Here is a 23428-nt window from a genome sequence, read left to right as displayed (position 1 = left end):
CCCCGATGCCCGTCCGTATCCTCCACCTCCACTCCAGCTTCGCGCCCGGCGGCAAGGAACAGCGCGCCGTCCGGCTGATGAACGCCTGGGGCGACCGCGCCGTCCACACCATCGTCTCGGGCGTGCCCGAGCAGACCGGCGCGCGCGACTGGATCGCCAAGGGCATCCGCTACGAGATCGCGCAGAACCCGCCGCCGCTCACCGGCAAGCCTTCGGTCGCGCGCTACGAGGCGATCGCCCGCTATGCGTCCCGCTTCGACCTGGTGCTCACCTACAACTGGGGTGCGATCGACGGCGTGATGGCGCGCCGCGCGTTCGGGAAGAACATGCCCCCCGTCGTCCATCATGAAGACGGCTTCAACGAGGACGAGGCCCAGCGGCTGAGCCCCGTGCGCAACATGTACCGCCGCTTCGCGCTGGGCGCGGCGCACGCGCTGGTGGTGCCGAGCCATGCGCTGGAGGAGATCGCGCTCAAGACCTGGCGCCAGCCGCGCGCCCGCGTGCATCGCATCGGCAACGGCATCCCGGTCGAGAAATACGCCACAGGTTGCGCGCCCGATGCGATCCCCGGCTTCCGCCGCAATCCCGGCGAGGTCGTGATCGGCTCGCTTGCGGGCTTCCGCGACGTGAAGGACCTGCCGCTGCTGGTGCGTGCCGTCGGCGGCATCGTCGAGGACGTGCAGCTGGTGCTGGTCGGCGACGGCCCGGAGCGCCAGGCGATCCTGGACGCGGCCGAGGCAATGGGGATCGAGGACCGCGTTCACCTGCCGGGCTTCCTGCCCGAGCCGCACCGCTACATGGGCCTGTTCGACATCTTCGCGCTTTCCTCCAGGAGCGAGCAGCAGCCGATCTCCGTCATGGAGGCGATGGCCGCTGGCCTGCCCGTGGTGGCGCCCCCGGTCGGCGACATTCCGCAGATGGTGGCGGAGGAGAACACCCCCTACATGGGCATCGACCGGCACGAGGTGCACCTGCGCGACCGGCTCCAGGTGCTGGCGCAGGACCCGGCCGCGCGCGGCCGCGTGGGCGCCGCGAACCAGGCGCGCGCTCGTGCGTTGTTCGACGAGAAGACGATGATTGCGGCCTACGCCGCGCTCTACGAGCAGGCGATGGGCAAGCCGGGGACGTTGTCCCCCCAAGCGTAATTCTCTCGCGCGCCAGGAATTTGGGCAGTAAAGGCGCGGCATCGCTGGTCCGCCGCGCAGGTTCGTCGGGCATCATTCGGAGGTTGGTTTGTTCAAAGGTCTGTCCCCCATCAGCTACAACGGCCGTGAGGTCTGGCCGCTGGTCGAGGGAGGGAAGGGCGTTGCCGCCACCAACCACGCGTCGGCGGGTGCCTGGGCGGCAGCCGGCGGCATCGGCACCGTCTCGGCAGTGAACGCCGACAGCTATGATGCCGAGGGGAAGATCATCCCGCAGGTCTACCGCGCGCTCACCCGCCGCGAACGCCATGAGGAACTGGTCGAATATGCGATCGAGGGGGCCGTCCAGCAGGTGAAGCGCGCCTGGGAGATCGCGGGTGGCAAGGGCGCGATCAACATCAACGTGCTCTGGGAAATGGGCGGCGCGCAGCGCGTGCTGCAGGGCGTGCTGGAGCGCACCCGCGGCATGGTCGCAGGCGTCACCTGCGGCGCGGGCATGCCCTACAAGCTCAGCGAGATCGCGGCCGAGCACAACGTCCATTATCTGCCGATCGTCAGCTCCGGCCGCGCGTTCCGTGCGCTGTGGAAGCGCGCCTATTCCAAGGCGGCCGAATGGCTCGCCGCGGTGGTCTATGAGGATCCCTGGCTCGCCGGCGGCCACAACGGCCTATCGAATGCAGAGGACCCGCTCGCCCCGCAGGATCCCTATCCGCGCGTGAAGGCGCTGCGCGACACGATGCGTGAGGGCGGCATTTCGGACGACGTGCCGATCGTGATGGCCGGCGGCGTCTGGTACCTGCGCGACTGGAACGACTGGATCGACAATCCGGAACTCGGCAAAATCGCCTTCCAGTTCGGCACGCGCCCGCTGCTGACCCAGGAAAGCCCGATCCCGGAAGAGTGGAAGCAGCGCCTGATGCAGATCGAGGAGGGCGACGTCCTTCTCCACCGCTTCTCGCCGACCGGCTTCTATTCGTCCGCCGTCCGCAACCCGTTCCTGCGCAGCCTGGAAGCGCGTTCGGACCGCCAGATCGCCTTCACCACGCAGGAAGCCGGCGACCACAGCTTCCAGCTGGACGTTGGCGTGAAGGGCAAGAACTTCTGGGTGACGCGCAACGACCTGCTGCGCGCACGCGAATGGTTCGGCGCCGGCTTCACCGATGCGCTCAAGACTCCGGACAACACGCTGGTGTTCGTGACGCCGGAGGAAAAGCAGATCATCCGCAAGGACCAGGCGGACTGCATGGGCTGCCTCAGCCAGTGCAGCTTCTCGTCCTGGGCGGATACCGAGACCAACTCGACCGGGCGCCTCGCCGATCCGCGCAGCTTCTGCATCCAGAAGACGCTGCAGGACATCGCCCATGGCGGTCCGGTCGACAACAACCTGATGTTCGCCGGCCACGCCGCCTACAACTTCAAGCGCGATCCCTTCTACTCGAACGGCTTCGTGCCGTCGGTGAAGCAGCTGGTCGACCGCATCCTGACCGGCGACTGATACCAACAAGGGCACGGCCGCCAGTCGCGACCGTGCCCTTGTTTCTTTTGGGCGCAAGAGACGCCCGTGCGGGCTCAGTCGTCCGCGATCGTGCCGACGACCGCGCCGCCGACACCGCCGACTGCGGCACCCTTTTCGACATCGCCATTCGTCGCCGCAGCAACGCCGGCACCGCCCGCCGCGCCGATGCCGGCGCCGGCCAGCGTGGAACAGGCGCCCAGCGGCATCGCGCAGACGAGCAGCAGGGCAGGGGCAATGAGCTTCTTCACGGCAGCTTCTCCGGTTTGGTTGGGGGTATTCAACCAAAGCATCGGCCGCGCTGAGGTTCCGCCCGGATGTTCGCCTTTGGGTGCGCGCGGCGGTTGAAGCCGGCGGCCCGAACGCACTACGGTGTGCCGGGGGACAACAGAGGACGACACATGCGGCATTCGGTGGTTTGGCTTGGCGGAGCGGCGATCCTGGCCGCAGCGGTGCTTCCCGCCGGCGAGGCAGCCGCGCAAAAGCGCAAGCCGCCCTATTACGCCTCCATCGCCGCGGGCGAGGCACGGATGCGCACCGGTCCCGGCAAGAACTACCCGGTCAGCTGGACCTTTCGCCGCGCCGACCTGCCGATCAAGGTGGTCGACATCTACCAGGACTGGCGCAAGGTCGAGGATCCGGACGGCACCCAGGGCTGGATGCAGGTCGGCCTGCTTTCCGATCAGCGCACCGGCTATGTGAACGGCGGGCTCGTCGAGCTTCGCTCCGCACCCAATGGCTCGGCGCACGTCGACTGGCGCGCCGCACCCGGCGTCGTCGGCCGGCTCAGCCGCTGTTCGGCCGGCTGGTGCTATTTCGACGTGAAGGGGCGCGGCGGCTATGTCGAGCAGTCCCGCCTGTGGGGCGTCGATCCCGGCGAGGATATGTAAGCCCCGGCGCGACTTCCCATGGTTGATCCCTGGATCTGGCCCGCCGCCCTGGGGCTGCTCGGGCTGGTGTTCGGCAGCTTCATCGCCACCCTCGCGATCCGCTGGCCGGAGGGACGTTCGAGCCTCGTCGGCCGCTCCGCCTGCGACGGCTGCGGCCGCACGCTCCGCGCGATCGAGCTGGTACCGCTGGCGAGCTTCGTCGCCCAGCGCGGCCGCTGCCGAAGCTGCGGCGCCCCCATCGCTCCCAGCCATCTCGTGGTGGAACTGCTCGGCCTCGCCATCGGGGTCGCGAGCGGGCTCGCCGCTCCGGGGTTTAACGCGATCGCGGGGGCGGTGTTCGGCTGGTTGCTCCTGACGCTCGCCGCGATCGACCTGCGCGCCTTCTGGCTGCCCAATCCGCTCACCGCTGCGCTGGCGCTTCTCGGGCTAGGCACCGGGCTGCTCGGCATCCCGCCGTCGCTTCCGGATCGGCTGATCGGAGGCGCCGCCGGCTTCGCGGCACTATGGCTCGTCGCAACCGTCTATCGCCGCCTGCGCGGGCGCATGGGACTGGGAGGAGGCGACCCCAAGCTGTTCGGCGCGATCGGCCTCTGGCTCGGCTGGCATGCGCTGCCGATGGTGCTGCTGCTCGCCTGCCTGCTGGGGCTGGCGGTGGTGCTGGTCACCCGGATCCTCGGCCGCCCGCTCGCCGCCACCGATCGCCTCCCGCTCGGCACGCTGCTCGCACCGGCCGCCTTCCTCCTGTGGCTGCTGACGATTCCGGCGATCGAGGTTGGGTGAGTACTAGGCGCAAAGCCGCATGTCGGGCGGCAGGTGCATCTGATCGATCTGTTCCTGCGAAAGCGCGGCTGTCTCAGGCGTGATCGGGAGCAGGGTCGGGCATGTCGGGCTTGTTTCCCGAGCAAAGTTGATTGCCAGGTGCCAGGTCACGCTGAGGGGATAGTCCGAGGCGATCGGCTTCCCAGCGCTATCGGTGGCCGGCGAGAAGGAGAGGTGTTGGACGATCAGGTCGCAGGTTCCCCTATCCAAGGGAGCGAAGCCGCTGGATGTAGAGATGGTGCAGCCCGCGACGGCACCATGGTCGTCCACGCGCACGATGGTTGAGACCCGACCGGCCTTCCGCGCAGCCGCGGCTTCCGCGGGATAATGATCCGCCGAGAACCACTGGGCCGGGTTCCCCAGGATGCGGGCCTTTTGCGGGCCCGAAGGCGGCGCCGCGGTCTCTGCTTGAAGAAGCAGAGCCATGACAGACAGGATCAACAAGACAATTCTCCCCCCAGAGAACAGCGCCGAAGCACTGCTGCGTCCCTTTTGAGCACGCGTGCATCACGCCGTCCACTGGCAGAGAGGGGGGAACGAGTGCCGGTGCCGGGCCTGTCCTACACGCGCGCTAGCTGCTTCAGTCGCGGCATGGCCGCCGCCCCCCTCTCAGCCCTTCTTCCCGCCTGCGCGAAGCCAAGGTGCAGCGTGCTGCGTTGGCCTAACCTTAGACTAACTTCCGACTTCGGGGGCTCCGCCGGCTCCACGCGATAGTGGATCGGCTTGAACGTGCCGCCGTTGGAATCCGGCGCCGAACAGGCGGTGAGGCCGATCACCAGGTCCATGTGCGCGCGCAAGCGGATGAAGTCGCCGGCCTTGCTGATCGGGGGCAGCACCTTGAGCTTGCCCGTCTCGCCGTCGATCGGCACGTTCATGAAGCAGTTGAACGCCACCGGGATGCGATCGGGCGCGATGCCATAGGGCTCCAGCGCCGCCGCCAGGTTGCCGAAGCAGCCGCGATGCGGCGGCAGCTTCGGGTAGAAATGGTGGAAGGTGTCGTAGGAGCAGGGCGTCAGCAGGAAGTCGTGCCGCCCGACCATGTCCTCGATGATCTCCAGCATCACCTGCGACCGGTTCGAATAGAGCCGGTGGCCGGTGGTGAGATAGATGGTCTCGGCATAGTCCAGCGTCCGGCCCGAGGAGATCACCTCGTCCAGGTCATGCGCGTTGAAGGCGAGCAGGTCGGCGACCTGCTCGCCGCGCGGATCGATCACCGTCAGCGTCTCGCCCTTCGCCAGTCGAAAGGCGGTGCCGCTGCGTTCGGGAATGACTTGGGTCGAAATCAGGCGTCTCCGGAATAATGGAACGGGCAGCGCCAGCCCGCGTCGACTTCGCGCCCGCTGTACTGGCGCGCTTCGCTGGACGTGCCGTGGGGTGCCAGCATCGGGTTGCGCGATCCTGCCAGTGCCTCGTCGCGCACCAGGATCTTCTCGCGCATGCTCTCGTACTTGCCCTCCGCGCGCAGCCGCTCGAACTGGTCGTGGAGGTTGAACACCATCGCCGGGCGCTCGAACCGCCGGGCAGGGCGGCTGGAGTTGGGATGGAGGCCGACCACGAAGAACGCCTCGCCGCCGAAGCTCAGCGAGAAGTGCGGGTTCTCGGGGTCCGGGCTGACGCGCGTGTCATACTCCTGGCCCCGCCACACGTCCTTGTCGGACAGCGACTGGACGCGCTGCCACAGCGCACGCTCGAACGCCGCCTCGGACAGGTCGTCGGGGCCGTCGAAGACGACGGCGAAGCTGCGGTACATGGTCTTGTCGCGGCGATAGGCCTGGGCGAAGCGCAGCAGCGCGTCGTGGATGCGCACGTCGTCCCAGGCGCTGTCGATGCGGGTGCAGCCGAACACTTCCAGCGTGCCCTTGGCGAGGGCGGCCTTGGCGCCGACGCACGGAAAGTCGCGCTCGCCGACATGGGCGAACATCATCGCTTCCAGGCGCTCCTGCGCCTCGTGCTTCCAGCTAAACATAGGTTTGGATTTGATCCCTTCGAGCCGCCACTACGCCCGGCAGGCGAGTCGAGTTCCGCCACCCCGTCCGCGAGGCCGGGGTGGCGGCAGCCGGCTCAATATTTGTCGCGGCGCGGCTTGTGCTGGCGCTTGCTGGGCAGCTGGTCGGCCATGGTGGCGCCGCGGCGCCCCTGCGGGCGGGGGCGGCCGGTAGTGGAGTCCACGCCGGTCTGGCGTTCGGACTCGGCGTTGATCTCCGCACCGATCAGCACCGCGTAGCAGGAGACATAGAGCCACATCAGCAGCACCACGACTGCGCCCAGCGCCCCATAGGTCGCGTTGTAGTTGGCGAAGTTCGCGGCATAGACGCCGAACCCCAGTGTCGCGATGCCCCACAGCAGCGTGGCGGCGACGGAGCCGATCGACAGCCACTGCCACTGCGCCCGCGCCCGGTCCGGCGCATAGCGATAGATGAAGGCGAAGGTGCTGCTGGCGATGGCGATCGCGACCAGCCAGGTGAGGATCTGGATGGTGATGACTCCCGCGCGCCCGAGCACGTCGACCGCGGTCTGCAGATAGCCGAGCGCACCCGCCGAGAAGAGGCCCACCAGCGCCGCCAGCACCGCGCCCACCGTCAGCAGCGCGGAGGCGAGGGTGGTCTGGATGATGTTGCGGCTCTCCTCCTCCTCATAGATCACGTTCAGCGCCTGGATGATCGCGCTCGACGCGCGCATCGCGCCATAGATGGAGAAGAACAGCGCGATGGCGAGACCCAGCCCGGCCTTGGAGGCGGCGGTGGTCGCGACCGAGATCAGCTGGTCCGAGATCAGCCGCGCCGCATCCGCCGGCACCAGTTCGAAGATCGTCTTCATGTGCTCGGCAACGGTGCTTGGGTCGGCGACCAGTCCATAGGTCATCACGATCGCGCCGAGCAGGGGCACGAAGGAGAGGAAGCAGTAGAAGGCGACCCCTGCTGCCATCAGCGACAGGTTGTGATAGCCGTCCATTGTGTAGACGCGCTTCAGGATGGACTTCCACGCGGCCCAGGGGTGCTGCCACGGGTGGGTCGATTCCACCCCCGGGACTTCATGGGGTTCCGGGTGGAGCTTGGTCTCGGTCGGATCGACGTCGGGTGCGCTCTGGCCGGCGGCAGGCGCGCTGCCGGAAGGGGTCGCGGCGTCGGTCATCTGTCATTCCTCGCTTTCGATCGTCCCGGGTGCAACGCGCGCCGCCGCGATCTGGATGCACCCGAAACGATTCCGGGGCCGGCGGGAACCAAGCTGCTTGGTTACGGGTTTAGAGCGGTCCGGGGACGGGCGCGCGCGGGCGCCTGGGAGTAAAGGGGAGCAAGTGGGGGATTCTCGTCGACAGCTGTACTGGAGCCTGCTGGCCAGTGCCCTTGTGATGCCGTCCGCGATCGCTGCTCCGGTCGCCCAGCTCTCCGCACCGCCTGCCACCGCATCCGGCGGGGCTCCTGCGGCAGAGCCCGCGGATACGCGCACCCAGGATGGGCTGGCCGCTGCCGCCCAGCCGCAGGGCGACATCGTTCCCGAGGCAGAGTTCGACAGCTCGCTTCCGCCGCTCAGTGGCGACATCAATGCCCCGCTGGAGGCGATGCCCCCCGCCACGCCGTCTGCGCCCACCTCCGCCCAGCCCAACGTGCCGGCAGCCACGCCGGCGACGGGTGCGCCCCAAACCGGCGCAACCACGGGCGAAGCAATCCCGGACGCGCCGCTGGCCGAGGAGCCCGAGCTCGCGCAGCCGCTGCCGCCGATCGCGACGTTCGACGCCAACCCGGTCGAAGTCGCGGGCGTCGACGACAAGGAAGGCGCCGAGATCCGCTACAAGGTGGCGGTCAACGGCCTCGACGACATCGACACACTCGATCGCTTCGACGCGCTGTCCTCGCTCAAGAAGGACGGCACCAAGGCGGCGAACGCGGCGATGATCACCGCCCGCGCCAAGGAGGACGAGCAGCTCGCGGTCCGTATCCTGCATGCCGAGGGATATTACGACGGCACCGCCGTCTCGACGGTCGAGCAGCAAGAGGGCGGCACCGTCCAGGTGACGATCAACGCCACGCCCGGGCCACAGTACAAGCTCGCCTCGATCAAGGTGGACGCGCCGCCCACGACGCCGCCGAACCTGGTCGACAAGGAACTGCCGCTCAAGGTCGGCGAGCCGATCATCGCGGAACGGGTGCAGGCAGCGGAGGCCAACGTCAGCCTGAAGCTGCCGCAGCAGGGCTATCCCTTCGTCAAGGTGGGCGAGCGCGACATTCTGCTCGACGAGCAGACGGTGACCGGCGACTATACGCTGCCGGTCGACACCGGCCCGCGCTCCTCGTTCGGCGGCTATACGACGGACGGCAAGCTCGCCTTCGACGCCGAGCATGTCGGCGTGCTGGCGCGCTTCGAGCGGGGGGAACTCTACGATACGCGCAAGGTCGACGACCTGCGCGACGCGCTGGTGGGCACGGGGCTTTTCTCCAGCGTCTCGGTGGAGCCGAAGCGTACCGGGCAGCTTGCGCCGGACGGAACCGAATACGTCGACTTGGCCGTGCACCAGACGGCCGGGCCGGCCCGCACGCTGGCGGCCGAGGCGGGCTATGGCACCGGCCAGGGTGTGCGCGTCGAGGGTTCCTGGACGCACCGCAACCTCTTCCCGCCCGAAGGCGCGCTGATCATCGCCGGCGTCGCCGGTACCCAGGAACAGGGCCTGAGCGCGACCTTCCGGCGCCAGAACGCGGGCAAGCGCGATCGTACCGTCAGTCTGACCGCAGCGGCCAACCACTCCAACTACGAGGCCTATGAGGCGTTCACCGGCACGCTTGCCGGCAAGATCTCCTATGATTCCACGCCGATCTGGCAGAAGCGCTTCACCTATTCCTATGGCTTCGAGCTGACCGGCACGAACGAGGACGTCTGGAGCTTCGAGAAGAACAAGCGCGACCGCGGCACTTATTTCGTCGCGGCGCTGCCGTTGTTCGGCGGGTTCGACACGTCCGACAACCTGCTCAACCCGACCAAGGGCTTCCGCCTGAAGCTGAACGCGAGCCCCGAGACTTCGGTGCGCGGCGACGTTAGGCCCTATGGCCGCTTCATGGTCGAGGGCACGGCCTATTATCCGGTGACGTCCAGCATCGTGCTGGCCGGCCGGGCACGCGCCGGCAGCATCTTCGGCATCGATCGCGACGATCTCGCACCCTCGCGGCGCTATTATGCCGGCGGCGGCGGTTCGGTCCGCGGCTTCGGCTACCAGGAACTGGGGCCGCGCGCGCCGGACGGCGATCCGATCGGCGGCCGCAGCCTCAACGAGTTCGCGATCGAGGCGCGCTACCGCTTCGGCAACTTCGGGATCGTGCCCTTCCTGGATGCAGGGCAGGTCTATGAAGGAACGATGCCCGACGCTTCCGACCTGCGCTTCGGCGCCGGTATCGGCGGCCGCTTCTACACCAACTTCGGCCCGCTTCGCGTGGACGTCGCAACGCCGCTGAAGCGGCGCGAAGGCGAGTCCAAGGTGGCCCTCTACATCTCGATCGGGCAGGCGTTCTGATGGCCGAGGAAGTGATCCGCGAAGCCGGCGCCGGCGAAGAGCGCGTCGTCGTGGTCGATCGTCGGCCGCTGTGGCAGCGCATCGCCAAATGGGTCGCCATCGTCCTGGCAGGGCTGGTGCTGCTGCTGGTCGTGCTGGTGATCGGGCTGAACACCCGCTCCGGCCAGGGGATCCTGGTCCGCCAGATCAACAATTTCTCGACCGCCTCGGGCCTGAAGGTTCATGTCGGCCGGATCGAGGGATCGCTCTACGGCGCGATGGTGATCCACGACCTGCAGCTGCGCGATACGAAGGGCGTCTTCGCCTCGTCGCCGCAGGTCGCCATCGACTGGCGCCCGTTCGCCTTCGTCCGCAGCCATGTCGACGTGCGCTCGCTGACCAGCCCGCTGATCCGCTACGATCGCAATCCCGTGCTGCTCGCCACCCCGCCGAGCGAGGACCAGGGCCCGCTGCTCCCGGACTATGACATCGACGTCAACAAGCTGTCGGTCGGCCGCCTGGAGATCGGGCCGGCGGTCGCGGGCCAGCGCTATGTCGCAAAGATCGACGGCCAGGCGCACATCGCGGACCGACGCGCGCAGATCCAGGCGAACGCCGGCACCATCGCAGGCGGCGGGCTTGCCGGCGGTGACCGGCTGGTGCTGCGCTTGGACGCGGTGCCGGACGATAACAAGCTCGACGTCGACCTGCGCGTGACGGCGCCCAGCAACGGTCTGGTCGCAGGCCTTGCCGGGCTGAAGGCGCCGCTGGTGCTGAACGTCGACGGCCGTGGCGCCTGGAGCGACTGGCGCGGTCGCGCCGCCGGCACGCTCGGCGGGCAGCCGCTCGTCGATCTCAACGTCCTCGGCCGCTCGGGCAACTTCCAGGTCCGCGGCTTCGCGCGTCCGGGGCTCTACCTCGAGGGTCCGGTCGAGCGGCTGACCGCACCGCGCCTGCAGATCGCGCTCGACACCGCGCTCGACGAGCGCGTCGTGGATGCCAAGCTCCGCCTGCGCTCGGATGCGCTTTCGGTCGCGACCGACGGCAAGGTCGATCTGGGCAAGAGCCGCTTCGGTGACTTCCGGGTCGAGGCGATGCTGCTCACCCCCGGCTCGATCGCGCCCAACCTCAACGGTCGCTCGGTGCGCGCCGCCGTCGTCCTCGACGGCCCGTTCCGCACGCCCACCGTCGACTACAAGGTCCAGGCCGCTGCCCTCGGCTTCGGCGAAACCGTCGTCGAGCAGCTCTATGCCGAGGGCAAGGCGACCATCGACAGCGAACGAATCCTGATCCCGATCAACGCCAAGGCACGGCGCATCTCCGGCCTCAACGCCGCGGTCGGTGGACTGGTGACGAACGTCGCGATCAACGGCGATCTCGCGATCAGCAACGGCGACCAGGTGCTCTCCGACAACCTGCGCCTCCGTTCCGACCGGATCGACGCGACCGCGATCATCGCCGCGAACCTCTCGACCGGCCGCTACACGGGCGCGCTGAAGGGGCGGATCAATAATTACGAGATCGCCAGCATCGGCATCATCAACCTGCAGACCGATGCTGATCTCTACACCGCGGCCAACGGGGGCTACGGCATCCGCGGCCGCGTGGTCGCGCAGACCAAGCAGCTGTTCAACGAGGGCATCCGCAACTTCCTGGGCGGCAATGCGACGACTTCGGCCAACATCGCCTACAGCCCGGAAGGCATCATCAGCTTCTCGAACCTGAAGCTGAGCGCGCCCCAGTTCCGCATCCTGCGCGGCTCGGGCCGCTACGATCCGGCCGGGCCGCTGCTGGTCGACGCAGACGCTTATTCGACGCAATACGGTCCGCTCACCGCGCGCGTGTCCGGTTCCATGGCGGCACCGGTGGTGTCGCTACGCGCGCCGCGACCCGGCGTCGGCATCGGCCTGGTCGACCTGAAGGCGGACGTGCGTGGGCAGGGCGATCGCTATGCGATCGTCGCGTCCGGCGGCACCAACTATGGTCCGTTCAACGCGAACGTCCTGCTGAGCACGGCGCCGCGCCTGACGGCCGACATCCGCTCGGCGCGCTTTGCCGGCGTCGACATCAACGGCCGCGTGCAGGCGACCAACGCGGGGCCGTTCGCCGGGCGCCTGAACTTCTCGGGCTCGGGCATCAACGGCTTCGCCAACCTCGGCGCCGTCGGCAAGTACCAGCAGGCCGACCTGAACGCGCGCGCCTATAACGCCCGCATCCCCGGCCAGGATGGGATCACCATCGGCCAGGCGATCGTCACCGCCTCGGCAGTGCTCTACGAACAGCCCCAGATCGTGGCGGACGCGCAGCTCGGCAACTTCCGCAGCGGCGAGATGGTCGTGACCCGGGCCCGCGCCAAGGTGAACTACCGCGGCGGCAACGGCACGGCGCAGCTGCTGGCAGAAGGGTCCTCGGGTGTGCCGTTCCGCGTGGCCGCCAATGCGCGGCTGAGCCCGAACGAGTATCTCGTGGCGCTGCAGGGCGTGGGCAACAACGTCAACTTCCGCACCGCCAACCCTGCGCGCATCGTGCCGGGCTCGGGCGGCTATCGCCTCTACCCGACGCGCATCAACTTCGATCGCGGATCGATGCGGATCGCGGGCTCCTACGGCGCCGGCATGACGCTCCAGTCGCGGCTCGACAGCCTCGACGTGAGCCTGCTCAACGCGTTCGTGCCGGGCCTGGGCCTCGGCGGCACGGCCACCGGCAGCCTGGACTTCGCACAGCCGAGCGGCGCGAGCTTCCCGCAGGCGGATGCCCGGCTGACCGTCCGCAACTTCACCCGCTCCAGCCTGGCGGCGGTCTCCGATCCGGTCGACGTCGTCTTCGCGGGCGACCTGCGGCCGGAGGGCGGCAGCGGTCGGGCGCTGATCCGCCGCGGCACCACCACCGTGGGGCGCATGGTCGCGAACCTGCGTCCCCTGGCGCCGGGTGCCGGATCGTGGACGACCCGCCTGATGGCGGCGCCCCTGTCGGGCGGCATCCGCTACAACGGCCCGGCAGGCGTGCTCTTCTCCTTCGCCGGCTTGACCGACCAGCAGCTGTCGGGGCCGATCGGCATCGCCGCCGACTTCAGCGGGCGCGTGCAGGCGCCGCAGCTGACCGGCGTCGTGCGCGCCAACAACCTCACCTACGAGAATGAGGCGCTCGGGACGCGGCTGACCCGGATGCAGATCGACGGCCGGTTCAACAACGACCGCTTCGAGCTGGTGACGCTCAACGCGCGGGCTGGAGAGGGCAGCCTTTCGGCCAAGGGCAGCGTCGGCCTCGCTGCGGACAGCGGCTTCCCGATCGACGTGCAGGCGACGCTCGACAATGCCCAGCTGGCGCGCAGCGATGCGCTGGGCGCGTCGGCGAGCGGCCAGATCCGCGTGCTCAACAATGCGCAGGGCGGCTCGATCACGGGCCAGCTCAACATTCCCGAGGCGCGCTACCAGATCGCGTTCCAGGGCGCGTCGGAGGTTCCCGAGCTCACCGGCATTCGCCGCAAGAGCGAGATCCGCGCGGCGGCAGCCAACCCGCAGCCGGCGGCTCGCGCAGCACCGGTGGGGCTGTTCAAGCTCGACCTGCGGGTGCGCGCGCAGAACCAGCTCTACGTGTCGGGCATGGGCCTGGAGTCCGAGTGGAAGGCGGACCTGCGGATCGGCGGCACCTCGGCGGCGCCCCGCATCGCCGGCGGCCTGGACCTGATCCGCGGCACCTATTCCTTCGCGGGCAAGGAGTTCGACGTCGACCGGGGCAAGATCAGCTTCGAGGGCGACGACTTCACCAACCCGGTGATCGACATCGAGGCGAACACTACCGTCGAGGACGTCACGGCCACCATCCTGGTCGCCGGTACGGCGCAGGCGCCGCGCATCTCCTTCACCTCCACCCCCGCGCTTGCGCAGGACGAGGTGCTGGCGCGGCTGCTGTTCGGCCGCTCGGTGACCGACCTGTCGGCGACCGAGGCGATCCAGCTGGCGGCGGCGCTCAACTCGCTGCGCGGGTCGGGCGGCGGCGGGCTCAACCCGCTCGGCAAGCTGCGCTCGGCGACCGGCATCGACCGGTTGCGCATCCTGGGGAGCGACGAGGCGACGGGCCGCGGCACCGCGCTGGCTGCCGGCCAGTACCTGACCGACGACATCTATATCGAGATCATCACCGACGCGCGGGGCTTCACCGCCACCCAGCTAGAGGTGGCGTTGACCAAGGCGCTGAGCGTGCTCTCGCAGACCGGGTCGTTCGGTGGATCGAATGTCAGCGTACGCTACTCGAAGAACTACTGACGAAAGGCCGGCGCGCTTCGGTGCGCCGGCTGTCCAGCCTGCCAACACTGCGCGCCTGGCCTGCCTGCGCAGGCGTGCGGTTCGAAAGGCGGGGGTGGCTTAGGCCAGCGCGGCGAGTGCCGCTTCGGCAGCAGCTTCGCCGGTGGCGAGGGCGCCGTGCGCGGTGGAGAAGTCGCTCGCCGAACAGGCCTCACCCGCGAAGAACAGCCGGTCGTCTGGACCCGCGAGAACGGCGCGGGCATTGGCATGGCCGGGGAGGGCATGGCTGTACGATCCGCCGAAGCCGTCCGCTTGCCCCCAGGCGGAGGCGGCGATCAGCCGCAGGCCGCGTGCGAAGTCCGCGCCGAGCAGCGCCCCAAGTTCTTCCCGTGCGAACGCCGCGGTGGCGTCCGCGCCGGCCCTCTCCAGCGCCGCAGCGCCGCTGCCGCCGAAGAAGCACTCCACCACCGGCCGCCCGAACGGGCGCAGGTAATAGCTGCCGGTATGGCTCGCGCGCGGGTTGCCGAGCAGGTGGCTGTCCGGCGGCACCGCCTTCGGCTCCTCCAGCCGCAGGAACAGTTTGTTCGCGAGCCCGAGCGGCAACTGCGCCGCGGCCTGGCAGCGGGGATCGTAGCGGCCTGGAAGCGCGATCTCTCCGCGGGCGAGCACCGGCGTCGCGACGGTCACGATGGCCGTCCGCGCGCGCACGGCGCCGCGCGGGCTCTCCAGCACCAGATGGACGCCCTCGTCGCGGATGCGCCGCACGGGGGTGCCGAGCGCCACCGCCACCCGCGGCAGCTGCGCCGCCACCAGCGTGCCGTAGCCGTCGCGCACGCGCCAATTCTCGTCGGTCGCGGCATCGTCATAGGCAAGGTAATCGGCCACCGAGAGGTCGGCGAGTCCCGTCCCGTTGATGTAGCCGCTCAACGCCTCGACATAAGCGTTCCACTCGCCCTCGGGCGGCAGCCCATCGCCGGCACGATCGCTTGGCGGCGGGTCGCTGCGCAGCCGCGCATCCCACGCCGCGAACGCCCGGTTCGCCGCGGCGCGCTCCCCGGGCGAAAAGCCCAGGTCGCGCAGCTGCTTGCCCCAGGCGGACTCGCTGCGATCGATCGCGAAACCCGCATCCTCGGCGATCTTCACCCAGGGGTTGCGGTCGGCGGAGTGGAGCCAGCCGCAGCCCATGTCGAGCGGCATGCCCTGGACGCCCAGCGTCCACGCGCGCCCCCCGATGCGGTCGTTCGCCTCCAGCACCAATACATCCAGGCCACGCCCGTGCAGCCGGCGCGCCGCGCCGATACCGGCAGCACCGGCGCCGATGATGGCAACGTCGATGTCGGTCATTGCGCGCGCGGGTGCGGCTCCGCGGTGGAGGACTGGGTGCGTGCCTCGGCTTCCGGATGGCCCGGCATCGTCGCCGTGTCGGCGGCTCCCGCTTGCGGCGTGGCGGCCTGCGCCGGGCGCGCCCGTTGCGGGTCCGTCTCCGCCGCGGCGGTGCCGCCCAGGCCGCCGCCGCCCGGGGTCTCGTCCAATCGTGCGTCGGTCAGCACGGCGGCCGCGGTCGCGTCGTCGCGCGCGTCGCTCTGGGGTGTCTCGGGGGCGTTGCTCGGCTGGTTGGTGGCCACGGGCGATCTCCTTGCGTCCCCTCAACGCGCAAGTGGCCGAGGCTTTCCCGATCAGACCGCCTTGCTGAAGCGCTGCGCATCGGGCTGGCGATAGCGGTCGAACGCGGCGGCCGCGAGACGCGCATAGGGTCGGCCGTCCGGCAGGACGGTCACACGAGTGCCGTCGATCCGGACGAGACCTTCCTCGGCCAAGGTGGCGAGCGCCGGCAGCGCGTCCGGGGCCGGGGCCGCGTCGACGCTTCCGTCGCACAGCAGGCGTTCGATCAGGCCCGACCGCAAGCGGTCGTCGACCGATCGCGCGACACCGCGCACCGCCGCCAGGCCGCCGTTCGCGACGCGCATGCGGTAGCGGCCGACGTGCTTCTCGTTCTGCACCAGCAGCCCGTCGTACTGGCTGATCGAGGAGGCTCCCAATCCGATGATCGCCTCACCCGGCTCGTCGGTGAAGCCCTGGAAGTTGCGGCGCAGCGCCCCCGCGGCCGCCGCCCGCGCGAGGCTGTCCTGTGGTCGCGCGAAATGGTCGAAGCCGATCGCCGCATATCCCGCCGCGACCAGGATGTCATAGGCGAGCGCGCTCTGGGCGAAGCGCTGCGCGGCATCCGGCAGCGCCTCGTCCGGGATCATCCGCTGGCGCGGCAGCAGTCGCGGCATGTGCGCATAGCCGAACATGGCGATGCGATCGGGCGCAAGGTCGAGCGCGGCGGCGAGCGTCTCGGCCAGGTCCTCGGAGGTCTGGTGCGGCAGGCCGTACATCAGGTCCAGGTTCACCGCGGCGATCCCGGCGGCGCGCAGGTCCAGCACCGCCTGGCGCACCATCTCGTAGGGCTGGATGCGGTTGATCGCGCGCTGCACATGCGGCGCGAAGCACTGCGCACCCAGGCTCACCCGGGTCACGCCGGCGCGCGCGAGGGCCTCTGCGTAGGTCGCGTCCAGTGTCCGGGGATCGAGCTCCGCCGCGATCTCCAGCCGCCCTGCGCAGGCAAAGCTCCGGCGCAGCAGCTCGGTCAGCCGCACGAAGTCTTCCGGAGGCAGCGCATTGGGGCTGCCGCCTCCGAAATGGATCGCGACGACCCGCCCGCGCATCCGGGCCGCTACCGCGCCGATTTCCTGCTCCAGCGCCGCCAGATAGGCGTCGAGGCGCGAGGCGCGGCCGATCGCCCCGGTGTTGCACCCGCAATACCAGCAGATCTCGTGGCAATAGGGGATGTGGACGTAGAGCGAGACCGGCGTCTCCGGCGCGATGGCCGCAAGCGCCTCCGCCTGTTCAACCGGGCCGACGCCGGTGCGGAATTCCGCAGCCGTGGGATAGCTGGTGTAGCGGGGCACGGAGCGGCGCGCGAGATCGGGCAGGTAGCGGTGCATGGGGCTGCTTTCTGCTCCCGCGCGCGCGGGCACGTTGACGCGCGTCAAACTTGGGCGCGGGCGTTTGATGCCGGTCAACGCCGCTCCTGGCGTTCGACCGCACAAGGCGGGCTGGAGGCCTGAATGACTGACATCCAGCACCTGTTCGAACCCAAGCGTCCGGCCACCCGCCGCTGGCACGTCATTGACGAGATCGACCTCGTCCCGCTGCTTTCCGAGCATGTGCGTAGCGAACAGCTTTGCCGCCGGCTCGAGAAATGTGCGGACGCGCTGCCGGAGCTGCCGGACGCGGAAGAGATCGAGGCGCTCTGCGACGCGCTCGATGCGCAGGCCGTCGAGCAGGCGAGCCGCGAAGATGCGCTGCTGGACGCCTTGTTCGGCGCGGAAGCCGAGCCGCTGGCAGACACGCTGCTGGCGTACGTCTGCGCCCAGCACGTCACCTTTGCGGTGCAGGCGCAGGACCTGCTCGCGGTGCTGCGCCCCCATGCCGTCGATCGCGGGCCGTGCGCGGCGACCCTGGGCTACATGTTGCGCTGCTTCTTCGACGGCTGCCGCGCTGCCATGGCGTTCGAGGAGCTGGCGATCCGCACGCTGGCGGAAGCCAGGCTCACGCCGGCCGCGCGCCTGCTGCTCGACAACCGGCTCCAGGCCCGCTGCCGCGTCGCCTGAGCGCCGGGCTCAGGCCGGTTCCGCCCGTTCCTCCAGCGCCGACCGGTCACGCAGCGTCACTGCGCGGCCGCCGGGCAGGCCGATCACGCCGGAGGCCTTCAGCTTGGTCATCTGCCGACTCACCGTTTCGATGGTGAGGCCCAGCACATCGGCGATCTGCCCCCGGGTCAGCGGCAGGTCGAAGGTGATCGGCCCTTCGGCACTCGCGCGGCAGGCGCTGCTGCCGGCACGGTCCGCCATGTCGAGCAGGAAGCCGGCGATCTTTTCCTCCGCGGACTTGCGGCCCAGCATCAGCATGCGGCCGCGCGCCTCGTCGAGGGCGGCAAAGGTGCGCTGGAGCAGCAGCCGCTCCATGCGCACATGGTCTTCCAGCACCTGCTCGAACTGCTTGCGCGGGAAGACGCACAGCTCGGCGTCGGTGAGCGCGGTGACGGTGAAGTCGGCTGCGTCCGCATAAGGGCGGCCGATGAAGTCGGCGGGATAGTGCAGGCCGACGATCTGCTCGCGCCCATCCGCGGTGGAGGCGCTAAGCTTGAGCACGCCCGACAAGAGGTTGGCGCAGATGATGCTCTCATCCCCCGCCCAGATCACCGTCTCGCCCTTGGAGAGTCGCTGCCGCCGACCGAGCGCGTTCAGCGCTTCCAGTTCATGGTCGGTAAGGCTGCCGCACAAAGCCAGGTCCCGCACCGAACAGTCGGCGCAAATCTCAATCGCTGCCATGCAGGGCCTATACGTAACATGGATTGGTTTGTCGCGCGAAACGCGCCGGCGTGCGCGTTGATGCGGGTCAAGGCGCGGGCGGGCTGCACGGGAGGATAGGGGAGGTGTCGCCGGGCAGCGGCATGGCGCCCGCCACCCGATGATCCTCCCGCCTTCGACGGGCTGCCGGAGCCTTCCGACAGCCCGCCGCTTTTCGTTCAGATCCCGTGACGGATCTCGACGCCGGGGATGCCGGGCACGTCCACCTCGAACGCGAACAGGTCGCCCGCATGCGGCTGCTCGGCGCGTTCCGCTGCCGACAGGTGCTTGGAGGCGGTGGTGGCATAGAGCGTCTTGCGCTCCGGCCCGCCGAACGCGACCTTGGTGATGGCGCTGACCGGGAAGCGGATCTGCTCCAGCAGTTCGCCCTTCGGCGAATAGCGGCGCACGCCCCAGCCGTTGTAGAGCCCGACCCAGATGCAGCCTTCGGCGTCGACGGTGGGGCCGTCCGGATGCCCTTCCGAATTGGGGATCTGGGCGAACAGCCGCGCGTCGCTGAGCGTCCCGTCCTCGTCCACGCTGCACGCGTAGATCAGGCCCTTGCCGGTATCGACGTGATAAATCGTGCGGCCGTCGGGGCTGAACGCCGGGCCGTTGGTGATCGCGCACGACGGCGTGGAGGCGACGCAGCGCCCGTCCGCGCCCAGGCGATAGATGGTGCCGCTCTCCGCGGTCTCCCCATCGTCCATGGTGCCGAACCAGAGCCGGCCATGCGGATCGACGGTGCCGTCGTTGAGCCGGTTGCCCGGATGCTGCGGCTCCGGATCCACCAGCGGCACGAACGCCCCCGTGGTCGGATCGAAGCGGGCAAGCCCGCTCTGGAGGCCTGCGATCAGTCCTCCGTCCGCACAGGGCAGCACGAAGCCGCATTGGCCCGGCGTCTGCCAGCTCTGGATCGCGTTTGTTTCCGGATCGAGCCGGTAGATGCGGTAGCTCTTGATGTCGACGAACCAGAGCGCGGCGTCGCGCTCCACCCACACCGGCCCTTCGCCCAGCGGGGCGCCGAGCTGGACGATGCTGACGGGCTCGCTGCGCTGGACCGCCATCACAGCGCCTCCACGCAGCGTGCGCCAAGCGGCGCGAGGAGCGAAGGATAAGCAAAAGACGTGGAGATCACCGGGTGAAGGCCTCTTTGTCGCGGGGAGGGGGCGTGCGGCCGCAGCAGTGCAGCGGGTCTGCAGCATCCTCTCCTGCCGCCGGTTATGTGGGTCCCCGGCAGCATCCGTGGCTCCCCACAGGCTGTCAAGCGCGGGATCCCCAGCTCGGAAAGGAGGTAGTGCGTCCGGGACCGCGGCTCATCGCATCGTTAACTCCTGAGTTACCTTGACCTGCGAAGCCGGAAGGGTTCAGGGAAATGGAAGCGTATCATGTACAAAGCCCATAAGCTGCAGCTGCTCGTCGCCGTTGGCGCGCTCGCCATCGCCGGCTGCGCCCGCAAGCCGGAGCCGGCGCCACCGCCGCCAGCGCCCACTCCCACGCCGACGCCCGCGCCCATGCCCGTGCCTCCCGCCGGCAGCGCCGCGGGGCTGAGCACGCCGACGGCCTTGCCCGACGGCGGCTACCCGACGCCCAATCGCGCGCTTTCGACGGCCGGAAAGGTGTGGCACCTGCGCAGCGCGCTCAACGTCGCCGCGCTCCAGTGCAACGTCTCGGACCCGACGATCGTCGCCCACTATAACGCGCTCATCAAGACGCAGACGAAGAGCTTCGCTGCCGCCCACAAGACGCTGTCCGCCGAATATCGTGCGGCCGGCGGCGACTGGCAGGACCGCTTCGACGATTCCATGACGCGCCTGTACAACTTCTTCGCGCAGCCGCCGGTGCAGAAGGAATTCTGCGCCCGCGCCGTGCCGATGATCGCGACCGCCGCCGCCCTTCCGGCCGGCGCGTTCGAGAGCTTCGCCGCAGGCGCGTTGGAGCAACTCGATCAGCCGTTCGTGGACTTCTACCGCCGCTACGATCTGTACCGGGTCGAACTTGCGGCCTGGAAGTCGGGCCAGCAGTCGCCCGTGCCCCGACTTGGCGTGGACCCGGTCGTGCTGCTCGGCTCCAACGAAGTGACGCTGGCCAAGGGGGTGCGCGTCGCGTCGCGCTGAGCCACACCGGCGCCCCAGCGGTTTGCATCGGGCGCCCCCCGGCCGCTAGGGGAGGGGAAGGAGGTGGGCGCATGGATGTGCCCACGCCTTTCCCTGCGCATTGGAGTGGCTGTTGGAATCAGTAACGATCGTTCTTGTGCTGCTGCTGGCAGTGGTGGTCAGCGGTGCCGTCTCGCGAATGGTGCCTTTTGCGGTGCCGGCGCCGCTGGTCCAGATCGCGCTCGGCGCGGCGATTGGGCTGGCGGGCGATTGGCGGGTCGCACTGGATCCGGAACTGTTCTTCTTCCTGTTCCTGCCACCGCTGCTGTTCCTGGATGGCTGGCGCATCCCCAAGGACGAATTGTTCAAGGATCTGCCGACCGTGGTCGAGCTGGCGCTTGGCCTGGTCGTGATCACGGTGCTCGGGATGGGGCTGTTCATCCACTGGATGATCCCCGCCATGCCGCTCGCGGTCGCCTTCGCGCTCGCAGCCGTCGTGTCGCCGACCGATCCGATCGCGGTCTCCGCCATCGCCGCGCGCGTGCCGATCCCCAAGCGGATGATGCACATCCTGGAGGGGGAGTCGCTGCTCAACGACGCGTCGGGCCTGGTGTGCCTGCGCTTCGCCATCGCCGCAGCGCTCACCGGCACCTTCTCTGCCTCCAGCGCTGCGCTCAACTTCCTCTGGGTGGCGTTCGGCGGGCTCGCGATCGGTGTTGCCGTCACCATGGCCGTGACCTGGGCCAAGTATCGCGTGTCCAGGCGTTTCGGCGAGGAGATCGGCTCGCAGATCCTGGTCAGCCTGCTGATCCCGTTCGGCTCCTACCTGCTGGCGGAGCATTTCCACTGTTCCGGAATCCTGGCGGCCGTCGCTGCCGGCGTGACGATGAGCTTTGCCGAGATCTCGCGGCAGGCGCTCCCCGCGACGCGCGTTCGTCGCAATTCCGTTTGGGACACGATCCAGTTCGCCGCGAACGGCATCATCTTCGTCCTCCTGGGCGAGCAGTTGCCGGCTATCCTCCACGGCGCGCATGAGACGGTCGCGCTTACCGGCCACCAGAATGTCTGGTGGCTGGCCCTCTACGTGCTCGCGATCAACGTCGGGCTCGCGGCATTGCGGTTCGTGTGGGTGTGGATCTCCCTGCGCCTCACGCTGCTGCGCCGGGGCGACGCCGGACAGAGCCCGGAGTGGCGGCTCGTCGCCGCCATGTCCTTTGCGGGAGTGCGCGGGGCGATTACCCTGGCGGGTGTGCTCACCCTGCCGCTGCTCGCCGCGAACGGAACGCCGTTCCCGGCACGGGACCTCGCCATCTTCCTTGCCGCAGGGGTGATCGTCACCTCGCTGGTGGTCGCCAGCATCGGGCTTCCGCTGCTGCTGCGGGGCCTGAAGATGCCGGCGGACGCATCCGTTCAGGCGGAGGAGGATGCCGCGCGCGTCGCCGCCGCGGAGGCCGCGATCCGCGAGATCGAGCGCGTCCAGCACGACCTGGCCGCCGGCCGCAACGACGCCGATCTGTACGCGTCCGCCGGAGCCCGCATCATGGACCTCTACCGCGAGCGCATCGAGGCGCGCAGCCAGGAAGGGGAGGCGGCGGAGGCGGCGCGCCGCGAAGATGGCATCGAACGCGAACTGCGCCTCGCCGGTCTCAAGGCGGAACGCGCCGCCATCTTCCGCAGCGCGCGCGAACGACGCATCGGCAGCGCCACGTCCAGCAAGCTGGTCCGCGAGCTCGACCTGCTGGAAGCGCGCTACCGGAGCTGAGCGTCGGCGGCGTCCCGTGCCTGGCACCGCGCCGGCATCGCGACGCCGCTAAGCCTCGCGGTTCGCATCGTGAAGGGGATCATCCTGCCTCCGTCGTTCCGCTCGGAAGCATGGACGTGAGATGTCGGGGGTGCTCTGACGTCGTGCAGCCTTGCGCTGCAGAAGATGGAGGCCCGACCGGGAATCGAACCCGGGTGCAAGGATTTGCAGTCCTCTGCGTCACCACTCCGCCATCGGGCCTCGACGTCGGGAGGCGGGCACTTGCTCGGTTTTCGCCTCGCGGTCAACCAGGTTTCCGCCCTCGCTCCACTGTGGGCCAGAAAATGGCGGCGGTCGCTTGGCGGCATCGCGCGTGCGAAGTACATAGCAGCGTTCTCAACTAGTGTATTGCACGAATAATACAGACGTGCGACAGGAGCATCATGGACGGTTCGGCAGATACCCTTCGGTTCGAGGAAATGCGCGCGGCGATGGTGGCGAGCCAGCTTCGCACCAGCGCTGTCGACGACTCGCGGGTGGTCAAGGTGATGGGCGAGGTCCCGCGGGAGCGTTTCGTACCCGCCGCCGCACGTCCGATCGCCTATTATGATCGCGACATCGCGCTGGGCAATGGCCGCGCCATGAACGCGCCGCTCGCCTCGGCGCGCCTCATCAACGAGGCGGAGATCGCCTCGACGGACCGGGTGCTGCTGATCGGTGCGGCGACCGGCTATGTCGCAGCGGTGCTCGCGGAGCTCGCCGGCTCGGTGGTTGCGCTGGAGGAAGATGCGACGCTCGCCGCCCAGGCGCGCGAGGCGCTTGCCGGCATGGCCAATGTGACGGTGGTCGAAGGGCCGCTGGTCGAGGGCTGGGCGCAGGGTGCGCCTTATGACGCGATCGTGATCGACGGCGCCGTCGAGTTCGTGCCGGACGCGATCGTGCACCAGGCCAAGATCGACGGCCGCTTGACGACGGGCGTGATCGACCGGGGCGTCAGCCGGCTCGCCGCCGGGCGCCGTAGCGAAGGCGGCTTCGGCTTGGTCGACTTTGCGGATGTGGACTGTGTTGTGCTGCCGGGGTTCTCCAAACCGCCCACCTTCCAGTTCTAAA

At 69.2% G+C, this 23428-nt stretch carries 19 protein-coding genes, 1 tRNA gene and 1 pseudogene; 10 read left to right on the top strand and 11 right to left on the bottom strand.

Going from position 1 to position 23428, the window contains the following annotated elements; genetic code table 11:
* The first annotated feature begins 5 nt into the window (after positions 1 to 5).
* Positions 6 to 1145 (top strand): glycosyltransferase family 4 protein, encoded by a 1140-nt coding sequence (locus tag VPH46_RS14295; protein ID WP_416612237.1) that lies wholly within the window; start codon positions 6 to 8, stop codon positions 1143 to 1145.
* An 88-nt stretch (positions 1146 to 1233) separates the two neighbouring features.
* A complete protein-coding gene (locus tag VPH46_RS14290) occupies positions 1234 to 2637 on the top strand; it encodes an NAD(P)H-dependent flavin oxidoreductase (protein WP_132881882.1) in 1404 nt (467 codons plus the stop codon).
* Between the two features lie 74 nt (positions 2638 to 2711).
* On the opposite strand, the gene VPH46_RS14285 is transcribed toward VPH46_RS14290, so the two are convergent.
* A complete protein-coding gene (locus tag VPH46_RS14285; RefSeq protein ID WP_416612235.1) occupies positions 2712 to 2906 on the bottom strand; it encodes a hypothetical protein in 195 nt (64 codons plus the stop codon).
* A 150-nt stretch (positions 2907 to 3056) separates the two neighbouring features.
* On the opposite strand from VPH46_RS14285, the gene VPH46_RS14280 reads away from it, so the two are divergent.
* Both VPH46_RS14280 and VPH46_RS14275 read left to right on the top strand, forming a co-directional pair.
* Positions 3057 to 3545, top strand: coding sequence for an SH3 domain-containing protein (locus VPH46_RS14280; protein WP_317893546.1), 489 nt, complete (start codon positions 3057 to 3059; stop codon positions 3543 to 3545).
* Positions 3546 to 3563: 18 nt separating this feature from the next.
* On the top strand, positions 3564 to 4325 hold the full coding sequence (locus tag VPH46_RS14275) for a prepilin peptidase (protein ID WP_416612233.1): 762 nt from the start codon (positions 3564 to 3566) through the stop codon (positions 4323 to 4325).
* A gap of 3 nt (positions 4326 to 4328) precedes the next feature.
* Here VPH46_RS14275 and VPH46_RS14270 read toward each other — a convergent pair whose 3' ends face one another.
* The 4 genes and pseudogenes from VPH46_RS14270 to VPH46_RS14255 form a co-directional block, all read right to left on the bottom strand.
* On the bottom strand, positions 4329 to 4790 hold the full coding sequence (locus VPH46_RS14270) for a TonB family protein (RefSeq protein ID WP_416612231.1): 462 nt from the start codon (positions 4788 to 4790) through the stop codon (positions 4329 to 4331).
* A 275-nt stretch (positions 4791 to 5065) separates the two neighbouring features.
* Positions 5066 to 5647, bottom strand: a pseudogene (locus VPH46_RS14265) (DUF1989 domain-containing protein); the annotation flags it as partial.
* Positions 5647 to 6330, bottom strand: a complete 684-nt coding sequence (gntA, locus tag VPH46_RS14260) for a guanitoxin biosynthesis heme-dependent pre-guanitoxin N-hydroxylase GntA (RefSeq protein ID WP_125960349.1) — start codon at positions 6328 to 6330, stop codon at positions 5647 to 5649. The gene gntA and the pseudogene VPH46_RS14265, both read right to left, overlap by 1 nt.
* Positions 6331 to 6425: 95 nt before the next feature.
* The gene (locus VPH46_RS14255; RefSeq protein WP_164521232.1) at positions 6426 to 7496 is read right to left on the bottom strand and encodes a YihY/virulence factor BrkB family protein; all 1071 of its coding nucleotides are present in this window, start codon (positions 7494 to 7496) and stop codon (positions 6426 to 6428) included.
* A 217-nt stretch (positions 7497 to 7713) separates the two neighbouring features.
* Here VPH46_RS14255 and VPH46_RS14250 point away from each other — a divergent pair, with 217 nt between their 5' ends.
* Both VPH46_RS14250 and VPH46_RS14245 read left to right on the top strand, forming a co-directional pair.
* Positions 7714 to 9864 carry a BamA/TamA family outer membrane protein gene (locus VPH46_RS14250; protein WP_416612229.1) on the top strand — a complete coding sequence of 717 codons (2151 nt, stop codon included), beginning with the start codon at positions 7714 to 7716 and terminating at the stop codon, positions 9862 to 9864.
* Positions 9864 to 14108, top strand: coding sequence for a translocation/assembly module TamB domain-containing protein (locus VPH46_RS14245; RefSeq protein WP_416612227.1), 4245 nt, complete (start codon positions 9864 to 9866; stop codon positions 14106 to 14108). The genes VPH46_RS14250 and VPH46_RS14245 overlap by 1 nt, the downstream gene beginning before the upstream one ends.
* 99 nt (positions 14109 to 14207) lie before the next feature.
* Here the strand turns inward: VPH46_RS14245 and VPH46_RS14240 are convergent, their stop codons facing one another.
* Genes VPH46_RS14240 through hemN form a run of 3 tightly spaced genes read right to left on the bottom strand, consistent with a single transcriptional unit; the run spans position 14208 to position 17074 of the window.
* Positions 14208 to 15431, bottom strand: coding sequence for a flavin monoamine oxidase family protein (locus tag VPH46_RS14240; RefSeq protein WP_416612225.1), 1224 nt, complete (start codon positions 15429 to 15431; stop codon positions 14208 to 14210).
* A complete protein-coding gene (locus VPH46_RS14235) occupies positions 15428 to 15712 on the bottom strand; it encodes a hypothetical protein (protein WP_416612223.1) in 285 nt (94 codons plus the stop codon). The genes VPH46_RS14240 and VPH46_RS14235 overlap by 4 nt, the downstream gene beginning before the upstream one ends.
* Positions 15713 to 15763: 51 nt before the next feature.
* Positions 15764 to 17074: an oxygen-independent coproporphyrinogen III oxidase gene (gene hemN / locus VPH46_RS14230; RefSeq protein ID WP_416612221.1), complete on the bottom strand. Its 1311-nt coding sequence runs from the start codon at positions 17072 to 17074 to the stop codon at positions 15764 to 15766.
* Between the two features lie 123 nt (positions 17075 to 17197).
* Between hemN and VPH46_RS14225 the strand changes: the two genes are divergently transcribed.
* Positions 17198 to 17743 carry a hypothetical protein gene (locus VPH46_RS14225; RefSeq protein WP_416612219.1) on the top strand — a complete coding sequence of 182 codons (546 nt, stop codon included), beginning with the start codon at positions 17198 to 17200 and terminating at the stop codon, positions 17741 to 17743.
* A gap of 9 nt (positions 17744 to 17752) precedes the next feature.
* On the opposite strand, the gene VPH46_RS14220 is transcribed toward VPH46_RS14225, so the two are convergent.
* Positions 17753 to 18463, bottom strand: coding sequence for a Crp/Fnr family transcriptional regulator (locus VPH46_RS14220; RefSeq protein WP_132881894.1), 711 nt, complete (start codon positions 18461 to 18463; stop codon positions 17753 to 17755).
* A 197-nt stretch (positions 18464 to 18660) separates the two neighbouring features.
* Complete coding sequence (locus VPH46_RS14215; protein ID WP_132881895.1) at positions 18661 to 19548, bottom strand: SMP-30/gluconolactonase/LRE family protein; 888 nt, start codon at positions 19546 to 19548, stop codon at positions 18661 to 18663.
* Positions 19549 to 19869: 321 nt separating this feature from the next.
* On the opposite strand from VPH46_RS14215, the gene VPH46_RS14210 reads away from it, so the two are divergent.
* Positions 19870 to 20598, top strand: a complete 729-nt coding sequence (locus VPH46_RS14210) for a hypothetical protein (protein WP_132881896.1) — start codon at positions 19870 to 19872, stop codon at positions 20596 to 20598.
* A gap of 112 nt (positions 20599 to 20710) precedes the next feature.
* Entirely contained in the window at positions 20711 to 22339 is a 1629-nt protein-coding gene (locus VPH46_RS14205) for a Na+/H+ antiporter (RefSeq protein ID WP_416612216.1), read from the top strand.
* Between the two features lie 166 nt (positions 22340 to 22505).
* Here the strand turns inward: VPH46_RS14205 and VPH46_RS14200 are convergent.
* A tRNA-Cys gene (locus VPH46_RS14200) sits at positions 22506 to 22579 on the bottom strand.
* 182 nt (positions 22580 to 22761) lie between these two features.
* Here VPH46_RS14200 and VPH46_RS14195 point away from each other — a divergent pair.
* Complete coding sequence (locus tag VPH46_RS14195) at positions 22762 to 23427, top strand: protein-L-isoaspartate O-methyltransferase family protein (RefSeq protein WP_416612214.1); 666 nt, start codon at positions 22762 to 22764, stop codon at positions 23425 to 23427.
* Position 23428 lies beyond the last annotated feature (1 nt).

It is taken from the genome of Sphingomonas sp. MJ1 (PH-R8) (assembly GCF_048058635.1).
GTDB lineage: Bacteria > Pseudomonadota > Alphaproteobacteria > Sphingomonadales > Sphingomonadaceae > Sphingomonas.
Note: the sequence above shows the minus strand (reverse complement) of the source record. Positions and strands in the feature narration are given on the sequence as shown.

What these genes read in the sequence shown, in the direction of transcription:
- VPH46_RS14240 (WP_416612225.1), bottom strand. Translation starts at nt 15,431, where the DNA reads ATGACCGACATCGACGTTGCCATCATCGGCGCCGGTGCTGCCGGTATC.
- hemN (WP_416612221.1), bottom strand. Translation starts at nt 17,074, where the DNA reads ATGCACCGCTACCTGCCCGATCTCGCGCGCCGCTCCGTGCCCCGCTAC.
- VPH46_RS14275 (WP_416612233.1), top strand. Translation starts at nt 3,564, where the DNA reads ATGGTTGATCCCTGGATCTGGCCCGCCGCCCTGGGGCTGCTCGGGCTG.
- VPH46_RS14255 (WP_164521232.1), bottom strand. Translation starts at nt 7,496, where the DNA reads ATGACCGACGCCGCGACCCCTTCCGGCAGCGCGCCTGCCGCCGGCCAG.
- VPH46_RS14195 (WP_416612214.1), top strand. Translation starts at nt 22,762, where the DNA reads ATGGACGGTTCGGCAGATACCCTTCGGTTCGAGGAAATGCGCGCGGCG.
- VPH46_RS14245 (WP_416612227.1), top strand. Translation starts at nt 9,864, where the DNA reads ATGGCCGAGGAAGTGATCCGCGAAGCCGGCGCCGGCGAAGAGCGCGTC.
- VPH46_RS14295 (WP_416612237.1), top strand. Translation starts at nt 6, where the DNA reads ATGCCCGTCCGTATCCTCCACCTCCACTCCAGCTTCGCGCCCGGCGGC.
- VPH46_RS14215 (WP_132881895.1), bottom strand. Translation starts at nt 19,548, where the DNA reads ATGGCGGTCCAGCGCAGCGAGCCCGTCAGCATCGTCCAGCTCGGCGCC.
- gntA (WP_125960349.1), bottom strand. Translation starts at nt 6,330, where the DNA reads ATGTTTAGCTGGAAGCACGAGGCGCAGGAGCGCCTGGAAGCGATGATG.
- VPH46_RS14280 (WP_317893546.1), top strand. Translation starts at nt 3,057, where the DNA reads ATGCGGCATTCGGTGGTTTGGCTTGGCGGAGCGGCGATCCTGGCCGCA.
- VPH46_RS14270 (WP_416612231.1), bottom strand. Translation starts at nt 4,790, where the DNA reads ATGGCTCTGCTTCTTCAAGCAGAGACCGCGGCGCCGCCTTCGGGCCCG.
- VPH46_RS14210 (WP_132881896.1), top strand. Translation starts at nt 19,870, where the DNA reads ATGTACAAAGCCCATAAGCTGCAGCTGCTCGTCGCCGTTGGCGCGCTC.
- VPH46_RS14250 (WP_416612229.1), top strand. Translation starts at nt 7,714, where the DNA reads ATGCCGTCCGCGATCGCTGCTCCGGTCGCCCAGCTCTCCGCACCGCCT.
- VPH46_RS14220 (WP_132881894.1), bottom strand. Translation starts at nt 18,463, where the DNA reads ATGGCAGCGATTGAGATTTGCGCCGACTGTTCGGTGCGGGACCTGGCT.
- VPH46_RS14225 (WP_416612219.1), top strand. Translation starts at nt 17,198, where the DNA reads ATGACTGACATCCAGCACCTGTTCGAACCCAAGCGTCCGGCCACCCGC.